We start from the raw sequence: 14,050 nt of genomic DNA, 5'->3' as shown, positions 1-14,050 counted from the left end.
ATGAAGCCCCCTGCGCAACGCATCGCCCCCCTCCGCAGCCAGCCGCACCCGGTGGCGCGGCGGCGGCCACTCGCAACAAGGCCGCGCTGCGGCTTCGTCACCGCCAGCCTGACGACGCTGGCGCTGGCCCTGGCGGCCTGCGGCAGTTCGCCCCCGGTGCAGCTGTTTCAACTGCGCGCCGACCCGCCGGGCGCAGCGGCCAGCGCACCAGCGCCGACACCGGCCGCCATCCGCTGGTCGCTGGGCCCGGTGCAGCTGCCCGACTACCTGGACCGCGATGCCATCGTCCGTCCCAGCGGCCAGGCCACGCTCGCCACCCTGCCCGGCCAGCGTTGGGCCGAGCCGCTGCGCGACGCGGTGCCGAGGCTGCTGCTGCAGGACCTGATCCGCCTGCGCGGCGAACAGCAAGTCTGGCGTGCACCGCTGCCGCCGGGCGTCCAGGTGGACCGCCAGCTGCGCGTCGACCTCCAGCGCCTGGACGCCGACGCCGACGGCCACGCCGTGGTGCTGCAGGCGCGCTGGATGCTGATCGACCCGCGCGGCAGCGCCGCACCGGAAGTGCACCAAAGCCGGATCGAGGTGCCGCTGGCCGATCCGCGCACCGACACCTTGGTCAGTGCGCACCGGCTGGCACTGTGGCGTCTGGCGCAGGACATCGCGGCCCGCGCGCCACGCTGAACCCGACGTCGGCGCCCGCGCCGCCGGCACGCACGGCCCCTCGGCGCGGCCGTAGCGGCCCCGGCAACATCACACCCGCTTGTTGTAGAGGCCCCGCAGCCTGCACCGGTTGCGGGCACGATGCCGCGCCGCCGGCCAGAGCAGTGCACCCAAACCCGGCGCGCTGGCTATGCTGCGGCCCGCACGCGCTTTCACGACCTCAGGGACATCCATGCTGGGCCTTTTCAGACGCCTCTTCTTCGACGACATCGCCGCCTCCGAACCCGAGAGCGATGAGCGCCTGGTCCGTGCCGTCACCCAGGGCCTGGACCTGCGCGCCGCGATCGCCGCCCACGAGCTATGGAAGATTCGGCTGGAGCGCTACCTGCTCGGCCGCTCCGGCGAAGACCTGCGCCCCGAGGTGATCTGCTTCGACGATCGCTGCGCGCTCGGCCAGTGGATCTACAGTGCCGGCCAGCCCTCGCTGGGCCACCTGCCCGAGTTCCGCAAGCTGGTGGCCGACCACAAGACCTTTCACCATGCCGCATCGAACGTGGTGGCGCTGACCCAGGCCGGCAGGAAGGACGACGCCGAGCGCATGCTCAAGGGCCCGTACGAGGGGGCCTCCAAAGGCGTGCTGGACGCGTTGAGCGAGATTCAGGCGCTGGTGGAGACCTGCCCGACCCCGATGCGTCCGGGCCGGGCGCGCTGACCGCAGCCGCCGGCGTCGCGCGGAAAACGCAACGGCCACCCGGAGGTGGCCGTTGCGACTTGATGCGAAGGCCGGGGATCAGGCCGCCGCCAGCACCGCATTCAGCGTCCGGCTGGGCCGCATCACCGCGTCCAGCTTGGCCGGGTCCGCCAGGTAGTAGCCGCCGATGTCGACCGGCTTGCCTTGCACCGCCGCGAGCTCGGCCACGATGGTGGCTTCGTTCTCGGCCAGGGCCTGAGCCAGCGGCGCAAAATGGGCCTGCAAGGCCTTGTCATCGGTCTGCGCGGCCAACTCCTGCGCCCAGTACATGGCCAGATAGAACTGGCTGCCGCGGTTATCGAGTTCGCCGGTCTTGGCGCTGGGGCCCTTGCTGTTGTCCAGCAGTTTGCCGGTGGCGGCGTCCAGTGCCTTGGCCACGATCTTGGCCTTCTCGTTGCCGGCCTTGAGCCCCAGGTCCTCCAGGCTCACGGCCAGCGCCAGGAATTCGCCCAGACTGTCCCAGCGCAGGTGGTTTTCCTCCACCAGTTGCTGCACGTGCTTGGGCGCCGAGCCGCCGGCCCCCGTCTCGTACATGCCGCCGCCGGCCATCAGCGGCACGATGGACAACATCTTGGCGCTGGTGCCCAGCTCCATGATGGGGAACAGGTCGGTCAGGTAGTCGCGCAGGATGTTGCCGGTGGCGCTGATCGTGTCCTGGCCGCGGATGACGCGCTCCAGCGTATAGCGCATCGCACGGACCTGGCTCATGATCTGGATGTCCAGCCCGGTGGTGTCGTGCTCGTGCAGGTACATCTTGACCTTGGTGATCAGCTGCGCCTCGTGGGGACGGTAGGCGTCCAGCCAGAACACCACCGGCATGCCCGAGTTGCGGGCGCGGTTGACGGCCAGCTTGACCCAGTCGCGGATGGCGGCGTCCTTGCACTGGCACATGCGCCAGATGTCGCCGGCCTCGACGTTCTGGCTCAGCAGCACCTCGCCGGTGGCGATGTCGGTGATGTTGGCGACGCCATCCTCGGAGATCTCGAAGGTCTTGTCATGCGAGCCGTATTCCTCGGCCTGCTGCGCCATCAGGCCCACGTTGGGCACCGTGCCCATGGTCTTGGGGTCGAAGGCGCCGTGCCACTTGCAGAAGTTGATCATCTCCTGGTAGATGCGGGCGAAGGTCGATTCGGGCATCACGGCCTTGACGTCCTTCAAGCGACCGTCGGCGCCCCACATCTTGCCGCCGTTGCGGATCATGGCCGGCATCGAGGCGTCCACGATCACGTCGTTAGGCGAGTGGAAGTTCGTGATGCCCTTGGCCGAGTCCACCATCGCCAGCTCGGGGCGGTGCTCGTGGCAGGCGTGCAGGTCGCGCTTGATCTCGTCCTGCTTGCTCTGCGGCAGCGTGGCGATCTTCTCGTACAGGTTGGCCATGCCGTTGTTGACGTTCACGCCCAGTTCGTCGAACAGCTTGGCGTGCTTTTCGAACGCATCCTTGTAGAAGATCTTGACGCAATGGCCGAACACGATGGGGTGCGAGACCTTCATCATCGTGGCCTTGACGTGCAGCGAGAACATCACGCCGGTCTTGTGCGCGTCTTCGATCTCCCTTTCGTAGAAGTCCAGCAGCTCCTTCTTGCTCATGAACATGCTGTCGATGACCTCGCGGTCCAGCAGCTTGGTCAGCGGCTTCAGCACGATGGTCTTGCCGCTCTTGGTGACCAGTTCCATCCGCACGTCGCGCGCCCTGTCCAGCGTCATCGACTTTTCGCCGTGATAGAAGTCGCCGCGGTGCATGTGCGAGACATGCGAGCGCGAGGCCTGGCTCCACTCGGCCATGCTGTGCGGGTGCTTGCGGGCGTACTCCTTGACCGCCTTGGGCGCACGGCGGTCGGAGTTGCCTTCGCGCAGCACCGGGTTGACCGCGCTGCCCATGCATTTGTTGTAGCGCAGGCGGATCGCCTTTTCCTCGTCGGTCTGCGGGTTCTCGGGGAAATCCGGCAGCGCGTAGCCCTTGGACTGCAATTCGCGGATCGCCGTCACCAACTGGTTCTGCGAGGCGCTGATGTTGGGCAGCTTGATGATGTTGGCGTCCGGCTCCAGCGTCTTCTTGCCCAGCTCGGCCAGCGTGTTGGGCCGCTTCTGGGCATCGGGCAGCAGATCGGAGAACTCGCCCAGGATGCGGGCCGCCACCGAGATGTCGCTGGTCACCACCTGGACGCCCGCCGGCTGGGTGAACGCGCGCACGATCGGCAGGAAGGCCGCGGTCGCGAGCGCCGGCGCCTCGTCGGTGAGGGTGTAGATGATGGTGGACTGCTGGGTGCTCATGGCGTATCTCCGGCTGTAGGTGTACGGGGCCGCGACCAGCATCGCAACGCTGGTGTGACAACCCCTGGACGTTGCCGGATTTTGCTTTCGAGGGTCTGACCTGGACCGTCTTTTTTGAATTCACAGCTCACGATGTGAAATCAAGCGCGATTCCGGCTGAAAATTTCTTCGATGGACGGGGCCCGCGGGCAGGAAAAAGGCCACCGAGGGTGGCCTGGGGAGGGGGGCGGCGGCGTCAGCGGGCCACCGTGTCCTTCACCTGTTGCAGCGCCGCCGGGTCCTCCATCGTGGTCAGGTCACCTGGGTCGCGACCTTCGCACACCGCCTGTATCGCGCGGCGCAACAGCTTGCCGCTGCGGGTCTTGGGCAGCACGCTGACGAAGCGCACCCGAGCCGGCCGGGCGACCGCACCGAGCTGGCCGTCGACAACCTTCATCAGCTCGCCCTCCAGCTTCAGCGCGTCCAGGTCGGTGCCGGCCTGGCTGGGATCCTTCAGCACGACAAAGGCCACCGCCACCTGGCCCTTCAGCTGATCGGCCACGCCGACCACGGCGACCTCGGCCACGTTGGGGTGGCTGCTGAGGCTTTCCTCGATCTCGCGCGTGCCCAGGCGGTGGCCGGCGACGTTGATCACGTCGTCGGTGCGGCCGAGGATGAAGAAGTAGCCGTCCTCGTCCTTCACGCCCCAGTCGAAGGTGCTGTACATCATCCGCTGGTGGATGCTGGACCAGTAGGTCTTGACATAGCGTTCGTCGTCGCCCCAGATGGTCTGCAGGCAGCCCGGCGGCAGCGGGCCTTCGACCGCGATCACGCCCTTCTTGTGCGGCTCGGTGATCTCGTCGCCGGTGGTCTCGTCGATCAGGCGCACGTCGTAGCCGTAGACCGCCTTGCCGGGCGAGCCGAACTTGGTCGGCGCCTGCTCGACGCCGTTGCAGATGGCCATGATCGGCCAGCCGGTCTCGGTCTGCCAGTAGTTGTCGATGATGGGCTTGTGGATCGCATCGGCGATCCAGGTGGCGGTCGGCTCGTCCAGCGGCTCGCCAGCGAGGAACAAGGCCTTGAGGCTGGACAGGTCGTACCGGGTCAGGAACGCCGGGTCCTGCTTCTTCAGCACCCGCGCCGCCGTCGGCGCGCTGAACATCACGCTGACCCGGTATTTCTCCACCAGGCGCCACCAGATGCCGGCGTCCGGCCGGGTCGGCAGGCCTTCGTACATGATCGTGGCCATGCCGGCGATCAGCGGGCCATAGATGATGTAGCTGTGGCCCACCACCCAGCCGATGTCCGAGGTCGAGAAGTAGGTCTCGCCCGGATGGCCCATGTAGATGTGCTTCATCGACGCGGCGAGCGCCACGGCGTAGCCGGCGGTATCGCGCTGCACCCCCTTGGGCTTGCCGGTGGTGCCGCTGGTGTAGAGGATGTAGCTGGGGTGGTCGCTGGCCACCCACTCGCAGGGCACGACGGTGTCCCGGTGCGCCTCGCGCAGCGCCGCGTAGTCCATGTCGCGCCCGGCGACGCGGGCAAACGGCGCCAACCCGCGGTCGACCATCAACACCCGGTCGGGCCGGTGCTGGCTCAGCGCGATGGCCTCGTCCAGCAGCGGCTTGTAGGCGACCACCTTGCCGCTGCGCATGCCGGCGTCGGCACTGACGATGGCCTTGGGGCGGGCATCGTCGATCCGGCTGGCCAGCGAATGGCTGGCGAAGCCGCCGAACACGACCGAATGGATCGCGCCGATGCGCGCGCAGGCCAGCATCGCGAAGCAGGCCTCGGCGATCATCGGCATGTAGATCAGCACGCGGTCGCCCTTGCCGACGCCCAGCGCCTTGAGGATGGCGGCCATGCGCTGCACCTCGGCATGCAGCTCGCGAAAGCTGTAGGCGTGCTCGGTGTCGGTTTCGGTGGAGACGAAGATCAGCGCGTTCTGGTCCGGCCGCGTCGCGAGGTGGCGGTCCACCGCGTTGTGGCACAGGTTGGTGACGCCGCCGGCAAACCAGGTGGCGAAGGGCGGGCGGCTGTAGTCGCAGACCTGCTCGAAGGGCCGGTGCCAGTCGATCAGCGCGGCCTGCTCGCGCCAGAAGCCGTCGCGGTCTTCGATGGAGCGGCGGTGAAACTCGGCGTAGTTCGTCATCTTGTGTGTCTCCTGCCATCGGCTCCGGCGCTGCACGATGCGCGCCGTCAGCGCTCGATTGCACAGCGCCTGGCTGACGCCGTACTGTCAAACTGGCCCGCGCCGGCGCCGGCCCTTGCGCCGCCGCAAGCAGCGGCTCAGCCCAACGCGGCCACCACCTCCGGCGGCGCCTGCACCAGCTCGATCAGCACGCCCTCGCCGCCGACCGGGAACTCGTCGTTGCCCTTGGGGTGGATGAAGCAGATGTCGTGGCCGGCCGCCCCCTTGCGGATGCCGCCGGGCGCAAAGCGCACGCCGTGGGCGCTCATCCAGGCCACGGCCTGGGGCAGGTCGTCCACCCACAGGCCCACGTGGTTCAGCGGCGTGGTGTGGACCGCCGGCTTCCTGTCCGGATCGAGTGGTTGCATCAGGTCGACCTCGACCGCGGCGGGGCCGTGGCCCAGCGCGCAGATGTCCTCGTCGACGTTCTCGCGCTCGCTGACGAAGCGGCTCTTGACGGTCAGGCCCAGCAGGTCCACCCACAGGCTCCTGAGCCGGTCCTTGCTGGCACCGCCGATGGCGATCTGCTGGATGCCGAGGATCTTGAACGGTTTGCTCATGACGGTGCTCACTCGAACGCGATGATGGCCTGGTCGACGCTCAGGCTCTCGCCCTTGGCAGCGCGGATCTCCTTGACCACGCCGTCCTGGGTCGCCAGCAGGATGTTCTCCATCTTCATCGCCTCGATGACCGCCAGCTTCTCGCCCGCTAGGACCTTCTGGCCGACGCTGACGGCCACGTCCACCAGCAGCCCCGGCATCGGCGAGAGCAGGAACTTGCTCAGGTCCGGCGGCGCCTTGTAGGGCATCAGCCTGAACATCTCGGCAGCGCGCGGCAGCAGCACCAGCGTGTCGATGGCCGTGCCGTTGTGGGCGACGCGCATCGCCAGCGGCTGCTTGGCCGAGCCGCGCTCCACCTGGGCGCTGAACGGCTGGCCGTTGCAGCTGCCGGTCATCAGCACGTCGCCCAGCTTGGTGTGGCTCTGGATGACGAAGGTCTTGCCGCCCACGCCGATCTCGGCCTGGCACAGCACCGGATCGAAGGCGCCCAGCGTCACAGCATGGTGCACGTGGCGGCCTTCGCTTCCCAGCTGCACCACCACCAGCTCCGCCGCATGCGCCACGCCATGGCCCGGCAACTGGCCGCTGATGCCGGCCGCGCGCTCGCGCGCCTTGCGCCGCACGAAAGCGGCCAGCGCGACCAGGAACAACGGATCGTCGTGCGGCACGTCCTCGGCGCGGAAGCCCTTGCCGTACTGCTCGGCGATGAAGCCGGTGTTGAAGTCGCCGGCGACGAACTTCGGGTGCGCCAGCAAGGCGGCCTGGAACGGGATGTTGCTGCTGACGCCGCGGATCACGTAGGCGTTGAGCGCCTCGCGCATCATCGCGATGGCCTCGTTGCGGTCGCGGCCGTGCACGATGAGCTTGGCGATCATCGAGTCGTAGAACATCGGGATCTCGCCGCCTTCGTAGACGCCGGTGTCCACCCGCACGCCGCCGTAGCGGCCGTGGCTGTAGGCCGGCCCCTGCAGCGTGGGCAGCGACTGCTCCAGCTGCTGCGCCGGCGGCTGGTAGCGCACCAGGCGGCCGGTGGACGGCAGGAAGTTGCGGAACGGGTCTTCGGCGTTGATGCGGCACTCGATGGACCAGCCCTCGCGCTTCACGTCGGCCTGCGTGAAGGTCAGCTTCTCGCCGGCCGCCACGCGGATCATCTGCTCCACCAGATCCAGGCCGGTGATGTTCTCGGTCACCGGGTGCTCGACCTGCAGCCGGGTGTTCATTTCCAGGAAGTAGAAATCCTGGTCCTTGCCGACCACGAACTCCACCGTGCCGGCGCTCTGGTACTTCACCGCCTTGGCCAGCGCCACGGCCTGTTCGCCCATGGCCTTGCGGGTCGCGTCGCTGATGAAGGGCGACGGCGCCTCCTCGATCACCTTCTGGTGGCGGCGCTGGATCGAGCACTCGCGCTCGTTCAGGTAGACCACGTTGCCGTGGCTGTCGCCCAGCACCTGGATCTCGATGTGGCGCGGCTCCAGCACGTACTTCTCGATGAAGACGCGGTCGTCGCCGAAGCTGTTGCGGGCCTCGTTGCGGCACGACGAGAAGCCTTCGAAGGCCTCCTTGTCGTTGAAGGCCACGCGCAGGCCCTTGCCGCCGCCGCCGGCCGAGGCCTTGATCATCACCGGATAGCCGATGTCCCTGGCGATCTCCACCGCGCGCTCGGGCGTCTCGATCGCATCGTTCCAGCCGGGAATGGTGTTGACTTTCGCCTCGTTCGCCAGCTTCTTCGACGCGATCTTGTCGCCCATCGCCGCGATGCTGAAGTGCCGCGGGCCGATGAAGGCGATGCCCTCGTCCTCGCAGCGCTTGGCGAAGGCTTCGTTCTCGGACAGGAAGCCGTAGCCAGGGTGCACGGCTTCGGCGCCGGTGCGCTTGCAGGCGGCGATGATCTTGTCGGCCACCAGGTAGCTCTCGCGCGAGGGCGCCGGGCCCAGCAGCACGGCCTCGTCGGCCAGCTCGACGTGGCGGGCGTCCTTGTCGGCTTCCGAGTAGACCGCCACGGTCTGGATGCCCATCTTCCGGGCGGTCTTGATGACGCGGCAGGCGATTTCTCCGCGATTGGCAATCAGGATCTTTTTAAACATGGGTCGTCTCCATCGCGGACAAATCGCCTGCGCGCGCCGTGCAATTGGGCTTGGCCGAAGCGGCCGCCACGCGACCGCCTTCGCCGCGATCGGCCATCAGGATCTTCTTGAACATGGTGTTTTTCTCCGCGCAGCGTGAATTCAAAGAGGGATGTTCCCGTGCTTGCGCCACGGGTTCTCCAGCTTCTTGTCGCGCAGCATCACCAGCGAGCGGCAGATGCGCTTGCGCGTTTCGTGCGGCTGGATCACGTCGTCGATGAAGCCGCGCGAGCCGGCCACAAAGGGGTTGGCGAAGCGGGCCTTGTACTCGGCTTCGCGCGCGGCCAGCTTCTCCGGATCGCCCTTGTCCTCGCGGAAGATGATCTCCACCGCGCCCTTGGCCCCCATCACCGCGATCTCGGCGTTGGGCCAGGCGAAATTCACGTCGCCACGCAGGTGCTTGGACGACATCACGTCGTAGGCACCGCCGTAGGCCTTGCGGGTGATCACCGTGACCTTGGGCACGGTGCACTCGGCGTAGGCGTAGAGCAGCTTGGCGCCGTGCTTGATGATGCCGCCGTACTCCTGCGAGGTGCCGGGCATGAAGCCGGGCACGTCGACGAAGGTGATCACCGGGATGTTGAAGGCGTCGCAGAAGCGCACGAAGCGCGCGGCCTTGATGCTGCTCTTGATGTCCAGGCAGCCGGCCAGCACCAGCGGGTTGTTGGCCACGATGCCGACGGTCTGACCTTCCATGCGCGCCATGCCGATGACGATGTTGGCGGCGTAGTCGGGCTGCAGCTCGAAGAAGTCGCCGTCGTCCACCACCTTGACGATCAATTCCTTGATGTCATAGGGCTTGTTGGGGTTGTCCGGCACCAGCGTGTCGAGCGAGTGGTCCAGGCGCTGGGCGCTGTCGCCGCTGGGTCGCACCGGCGGCTTCTCGCGGTTGTTCAGCGGCAGGTAGTTGAAGAAGCGGCGCAGCATCAGCAGCGCCTCCACGTCGTTGTCGAAGGCCAGGTCCGCCACGCCGGACTTGGTGGTGTGGGTGCTGGCGCCGCCCAGTTCCTCCGCGGTCACCTCCTCGTGGGTCACGGTCTTGACCACCTCGGGGCCGGTGACGAACATGTAGGAGCTGTCCTTCACCATGAAGATGAAGTCGGTCATCGACGGCGAGTACACCGCGCCGCCGGCGCACGGGCCCATGATCATGCTGATCTGCGGAATCACGCCCGAGGCCATCACGTTCTTCTGGAACACGTCGGCGTAGCCGCCCAGCGAGGCCACGCCTTCCTGGATGCGCGCGCCGCCCGAGTCGTTCAGGCCGATCACCGGCGCGCCGACCTTCATCGCCTGGTCCATCACCTTGCAGATCTTCTCGGCGTGGGTCTCGCTGAGCGCGCCGCCGAAGACGGTGAAGTCCTGGCTGAACACGAACACCAGCCGGCCGTTGATCATGCCGTAGCCGGTGACCACGCCATCGCCAGGGATCTTGTTGCCGTCCATGCCGAAGTCGGTGCAGCGGTGTTCGACGAACATGTCCCACTCTTCGAAGGTGCCTTCGTCGAGCAGCAGTTCGATGCGCTCGCGCGCGGTCAGCTTGCCCTTGGCGTGCTGTGCGGCGATGCGCTTTTCGCCGCCGCCCAGGCGCGCCTTGGCGCGCTTTTCTTCGAGCATGTGTTGGATGTCATGCATGGGAGGAACTCCTCGTTTCAGATGTCTCTTGCGTCAGGAAAACAGGTCGAGCAGGCGCCGCGCCGCGACGGAGGCGGCGATGCGGCCGGCGCGGACCTCGGCGGTGATCGCGGGCAGCTGCTCGTGCACCTGGGGATGGGCGCGGAAGCGCTGCTTCAGTCCGGCCTCGATGCGTTCCCACATCCAGGCCTGGTCCTGGGCGTGGCGCCGCGCGGTGAAGCGGCCGCTGGCCATCTGCAGCTCGCGGTAGCGGCCGCAGGTCTGCCAGAACGCTTCGATGCCCAGGTTCTTCAGCGCGCTCATCTGCAGCACCGTCGGGTGCCAGAGCGCGGTGTCATGATGGGCATGGTCCGGATGGCCTTGCTGGCCGTAGATCCGCAAGGCCGAGGTGATCTGCGCGCGGGCGCGCACGGCCGCATGCTCGTCGAGATCGGCCTTGTTGATGACGACCAGGTCGGCCAGCTCCATCACGCCCTTCTTGATCGCCTGCAGGTCGTCGCCGGCGTTGGGCAGCTGCAGCAGCACGAACATGTCCGTCATGCCCTGCACCGCCGTCTCGCTCTGGCCCACGCCGACGGTCTCGACGATCACCACGTCGAAACCGGCGGCCTCGCAGATGAGCATGCTTTCGCGCGTGCGCTCGGCCACGCCACCCAGCGTGCCGCTGCTGGGACTGGGGCGGATGTAGGCGGCGTCATGGACGCTGAGCTGCTCCATGCGGGTCTTGTCGCCCAGGATCGATCCGCCCGACACCGAGCTCGACGGGTCCACCGCCAGCACCGCCACACGGTGGCCCTGCGCGATCAGGTGCAGGCCCAGCACCTCGATGAAGGTGCTCTTGCCCACGCCCGGCACGCCCGAAATGCCGAGGCGGAACGAACGGCCGCTGTGCGGCAGCACGGCGTTGAGCAGCGCGTCGGCGCGCACGCGGTGATCGGGACGGGTCGACTCCAGCAGCGTGATGGCCTTGGCGATCGCGCGGCGTCGCGGCGCGGCCTCGCCCGCCGTCAGTTGCTGCAGCAGCAGTGCATCTGTGGCGGAAAGTGCATGGGCGCCATCAAGCGGCAACGGCGGAACCGGCTTTGCCGGGCCGCTCGTTGCGCCCCCCTGGGGGGGAGCGACGCAGGCGCTACGGGGGGGGATCATCTGGCCGGACGCAGGTAGTACAGGTCCCACTCGCCTTCGGCCTGCAGCACGAAGCCGTGGCGCAGGTAGAAGCGATTGGCATCGCTGTGCTTGAGCGCGGTGACGCTGACGGCCTTGTGCTGCGCGTCCGCCTCCTGCAGGACCTTGGCCAGCACCCAGCTGCCGATGCCCTGCCCCTGGCCGCTGGGATGGATGTAGAGATGGTCCAGCAGCCAGTCGTGCTCGCGCGGCACCACCACCACGAAGCCGACCAGTTCGGCGTCTTTCAGGATGTGGCGCGTGTAGGCCGGCAGATAGCCGCGCGACAGGCGCTCGCGGGCGCGCTGCGGGTCGAAGCGGCCGACCTTCTCCAGGCTTTCGCGCATCGCGGCCATGCGCAAGGCGAGCAAGGCCTCGAAATCGCCCTCGCCGGCGGGCGCCAGCGAGAGACCTTCCAGTCCGCGGTCCTGGTACACCATGATGACGGGCGTCGGTGGGTATCGATCGGTGTCAGGCCGCGCCCTGGGCGCCGCGGATCTGCTCCAGCACGTCCTTGGCGCTGGCCGGAATCGGGGTGCCGGGACCGTAGATGCCCTTGACACCGGCCTCGTACAGATAATCGTAATCCTGCGCCGGGATCACCCCCCCGACGAAGACGATGATGTCGTCGGCGCCCTGCTTCTTCAACTCGGCAATGATGGCGGGCACCAGGGTCTTGTGGCCGGCGGCCAGCGTGCTGATGCCCACGGCGTGCACGTCGTTCTCGATCGCCTGGCGGGCGCACTCCTCGGGGGTCTGGAACAAGGGGCCGATGTCCACATCGAAGCCGAGATCGGCAAAGGCCGTGGCCACCACCTTGGCGCCGCGATCGTGGCCGTCCTGACCCAGCTTGGCGATCATCACCCGCGGTCGGCGGCCGTGGCTTTGCGCGAACTGGTCGATCTCGTCCCTGAGCTTGTCCCAGCCTTCGGCGGAGTCGTAGGCAGCAGCGTACACACCGGTCACCTTCTGAATGTCCGCGCGGTGGCGGCCGAACACCTTTTCCAGCGCATCGCTGACCTCGCCCACCGTGGCGCGCAGGCGCACCGCCTGGATGCTCAGGTCCAGCAGGTTACCCGAGCCGCTGCGCGCGGCGTCGGTCAGCGCGTCCAGCGCGGCCTGCACCTTGGCGCCGTCGCGCCCGGCCCGAATGGCCTTCAGTCGCGCGACCTGGCCTTCGCGCACCTTGACGTTGTCGACCTCCAGGATCTCGATCGGGTCCTGCTTGGCCAGCTTGTACTTGTTGACACCGACGATCACGTCCTTGCCAGAATCGATGCGGGCCTGCTTTTCGGCGGCCGCAGCCTCGATCTTCAGCTTGGCCCAGCCCGAATCGACCGCCCGGGTCATGCCGCCCATCGCCTCGACTTCCTCGATGATCGCCCAGGCCTGGTCGGCCATCTCCTGCGTCAGCGACTCCATCATGTAGGAGCCGGCCCAGGGGTCGACCACGCTGGGAATGTGGGTCTCTTCCTGGATGATCAGCTGGGTGTTGCGGGCGATGCGTGCGCTGAACTCGGTGGGCAGCGCGATGGCCTCGTCGAAGCTGTTGGTGTGCAGGCTCTGGGTGCCGCCGAAGACCGCCGCCATCGCCTCGATCGTGGTGCGCACCACGTTGTTGTACGGGTCCTGCTCGGTCAGGCTCCAGCCCGAGGTCTGGCAATGGGTGCGCAGCATCAGACTCTTGGGGCTCTTGGCGCCGAAGCCCTTCATGATGCGGCACCACAGCAGGCGCGCCGCACGCATCTTGGCGATCTCGAGATAGAAGTTCATCCCGATGGCCCAGAAGAAGCTCAGCCGGCCGGCGAAGGCGTCCACGTCCATGCCCTTGGCGATCGCCGTCTTCACGTACTCCTTGCCGTCGGCCAGCGTGAAGGCCAGTTCCAGTGCCTGGTTGGCGCCGGCTTCCTGCATGTGATAGCCGCTGATCGAGATCGAGTTGAACTTCGGCATCTTCTGCGCCGTGTACTCGATGATGTCGCCGATGATCCGCATCGACGGCTCGGGGCCGTAGATGTACGTGTTGCGGACCATGAACTCCTTGAGGATGTCGTTCTGGATGGTGCCGCTCAACTGGTCCTGCGCAACGCCCTGCTCCTCGGCGGCCACCACGTAGCCGGCCAGCACCGGCAGCACCGCGCCGTTCATCGTCATCGAGACGCTGACCTTGTCGAGCGGGATCTCGTTGAACAGGATCTTCATGTCCTCGACCGAATCGATCGCCACGCCCGCCTTGCCGACGTCGCCGGTGACGCGGGGATGGTCGGAGTCGTAGCCGCGGTGCGTGGCCAGGTCGAAGGCCACCGACACGCCCTGCCCGCCGGCGGCCAGCGCCTTGCGGTAGAACGCGTTCGATTCCTCGGCGGTGGAAAAGCCGGCGTACTGGCGGATGGTCCAGGGCCGCACCGCGTACATCGTGGCCTGCGGACCGCGGATGAAGGGCTCGAAGCCCGGCAGCGTGTCGGCGAAGGGCAGCGCCGCCGTGTCCGCGGCCGTGTACAAGGGCTTGACGCGGATGCCGTCTGGCGTGTGCCAGGTCAGCGCCTGCACGTCGCCGCCCGGTGCGGACTTCGCTGCCGCCTTGGCCCATTGCTCAAGAGATGCGGCCTGAAACTCGTTCTTGCTGGACATGGAAACTCCTGGCGGTCCTGTGACAGGTCCCGGGGTGAAGGCCGTACCCTGAGGGTTCGGCCCGCTTGCCCGCCATCATACATGATGC

General features: G+C 67.5%; 11 protein-coding genes. 2 read left to right on the top strand and 9 right to left on the bottom strand.

Translation table 11 applies throughout. The features are described from left to right. Both AC0N04_RS10100 and AC0N04_RS10095 read left to right on the top strand, forming a co-directional pair. Nucleotides 1–678: a PqiC family protein gene (locus tag AC0N04_RS10100; protein WP_474281142.1), complete on the top strand. Its 678-nt coding sequence runs from the start codon at nucleotides 1–3 to the stop codon at nucleotides 676–678. A 211-nt stretch (nucleotides 679–889) separates the two neighbouring features. Then, nucleotides 890–1,369, top strand: coding sequence for a CZB domain-containing protein (locus AC0N04_RS10095; protein WP_474281140.1), 480 nt, complete (start codon nucleotides 890–892; stop codon nucleotides 1,367–1,369). A gap of 78 nt (nucleotides 1,370–1,447) precedes the next feature. Here the strand turns inward: AC0N04_RS10095 and AC0N04_RS10090 are convergent, their stop codons facing one another. From AC0N04_RS10090 to scpA, 9 genes are all read right to left on the bottom strand, one after another. Continuing rightward, nucleotides 1,448–3,679 carry an NADP-dependent isocitrate dehydrogenase gene (locus AC0N04_RS10090; RefSeq protein WP_474281138.1) on the bottom strand — a complete coding sequence of 744 codons (2,232 nt, stop codon included), beginning with the start codon at nucleotides 3,677–3,679 and terminating at the stop codon, nucleotides 1,448–1,450. 235 nt (nucleotides 3,680–3,914) lie between these two features. Then, nucleotides 3,915–5,846: a propionate--CoA ligase gene (locus AC0N04_RS10085; protein ID WP_474281136.1), complete on the bottom strand. Its 1,932-nt coding sequence runs from the start codon at nucleotides 5,844–5,846 to the stop codon at nucleotides 3,915–3,917. A gap of 101 nt (nucleotides 5,847–5,947) precedes the next feature. Continuing rightward, the gene (locus AC0N04_RS10080; RefSeq protein WP_474281134.1) at nucleotides 5,948–6,409 is read right to left on the bottom strand and encodes a VOC family protein; all 462 of its coding nucleotides are present in this window, start codon (nucleotides 6,407–6,409) and stop codon (nucleotides 5,948–5,950) included. Nucleotides 6,410–6,417: 8 nt separating this feature from the next. After that, nucleotides 6,418–8,493 (bottom strand): acetyl-CoA carboxylase biotin carboxylase subunit, encoded by a 2,076-nt coding sequence (locus AC0N04_RS10075; protein ID WP_474281132.1) that lies wholly within the window; start codon nucleotides 8,491–8,493, stop codon nucleotides 6,418–6,420. Beyond that, entirely contained in the window at nucleotides 8,486–8,608 is a 123-nt protein-coding gene (locus tag AC0N04_RS10070) for a hypothetical protein (RefSeq protein WP_474281130.1), read from the bottom strand. The genes AC0N04_RS10075 and AC0N04_RS10070 overlap by 8 nt, the downstream gene beginning before the upstream one ends. A gap of 26 nt (nucleotides 8,609–8,634) precedes the next feature. Then, nucleotides 8,635–10,167, bottom strand: coding sequence for an acyl-CoA carboxylase subunit beta (locus tag AC0N04_RS10065; protein ID WP_474281128.1), 1,533 nt, complete (start codon nucleotides 10,165–10,167; stop codon nucleotides 8,635–8,637). A 33-nt stretch (nucleotides 10,168–10,200) separates the two neighbouring features. Next, a complete protein-coding gene (gene meaB / locus AC0N04_RS10060) occupies nucleotides 10,201–11,193 on the bottom strand; it encodes a methylmalonyl Co-A mutase-associated GTPase MeaB (RefSeq protein WP_474282039.1) in 993 nt (330 codons plus the stop codon). 116 nt (nucleotides 11,194–11,309) lie between these two features. Then, nucleotides 11,310–11,771 (bottom strand): GNAT family N-acetyltransferase, encoded by a 462-nt coding sequence (locus AC0N04_RS10055; protein ID WP_474281127.1) that lies wholly within the window; start codon nucleotides 11,769–11,771, stop codon nucleotides 11,310–11,312. Nucleotides 11,772–11,802: 31 nt separating this feature from the next. Then, complete coding sequence (scpA, locus tag AC0N04_RS10050; protein ID WP_474281125.1) at nucleotides 11,803–13,962, bottom strand: methylmalonyl-CoA mutase; 2,160 nt, start codon at nucleotides 13,960–13,962, stop codon at nucleotides 11,803–11,805. Nucleotides 13,963–14,050 lie beyond the last annotated feature (88 nt).

The organism is Ideonella sp. sgz306126 (assembly GCF_056032705.1).
Note: the sequence above shows the minus strand (reverse complement) of the source record. Positions and strands in the feature narration are given on the sequence as shown.